The organism is Variovorax sp. WDL1 (assembly GCF_001541225.1).
In the GTDB taxonomy this organism is placed as follows: Bacteria; Pseudomonadota; Gammaproteobacteria; order Burkholderiales; family Burkholderiaceae_C; genus Variovorax.
Genome location: NZ_LMTS01000172.1, coordinates 38,035 through 38,804 on the forward strand (window position 1 = coordinate 38,035; position 770 = coordinate 38,804).

A 770-nucleotide genomic window follows, 5' to 3' on the forward strand; every position below is an offset into this window, starting at 1 on the left:
GGACTACCTGGAGGCGGTGCGCCAGACGCCGCTGATGCGCGAGGTCGCCGCGCGCCGGCTGCCTTTCGAGTGGGCCGATGCGCACGTGGTGAGCGACCTGCCGTCGAAGGTGCAAGCGCCCGACGGGCACGAGCAGCAGCTCATGTTCCCCCTGCTCAAGCAAGCGATGGGCGAGCCCCGGCGCGAGCTCGACCTGGTGTCCCCCTACTTCGTGCCCGGCGCGGAGGGCGCGCAGGAACTCGCCGCGGCGGCCCGGCGCGGCGTGGCGGTGCGCGTGCTGACCAACTCGCTGGCCGCGACCGACGTCGCCGCGGTGCATGCCGGCTATGCCCGCTACCGCAAGGACCTGCTGGCCGCCGGCGTCGTCCTCTACGAGCTCAAGCCCAGCGCCGCGCCGCCGCCGCGGCCGGAGGAGGAAAGGCGCCGCAACCCCGGCGGCAGCTCGGCCGCGAGCCTGCATGCCAAGACCTTCGCGGTGGACCGCAGCCGCATCTTCGTCGGCTCGCTCAACCTCGATCCGCGCTCGGTGCACCTCAACACCGAGATGGGCGTCGTGATCGACAGCCCCACGCTCGCGCGGCGGCTGGGGGTGGAGATCGACCAGGCGGTGCCGACGCAGGCGTACGAGGTGCGCCTCCTCCACGGGGGCGGCATGGAGTGGATCGACCGCGGACCCGAGGGCGAGGCACGCTACCGAAGCGAACCCGATACCGGCGCGCTGCGGCGCCTGTGGGTCGACCTCCTGTCGCTGCTGCCGATCGAGTGGCTGG

1 protein-coding gene is annotated in these 770 nt (G+C 73.2%); it reads left to right on the top strand.

The genetic code is table 11. The features are described from left to right. The coding region (locus APY03_RS44350) for a phospholipase D-like domain-containing protein (RefSeq protein WP_232324379.1) at window positions 1–770 on the top strand (770 nt) is incomplete at both ends.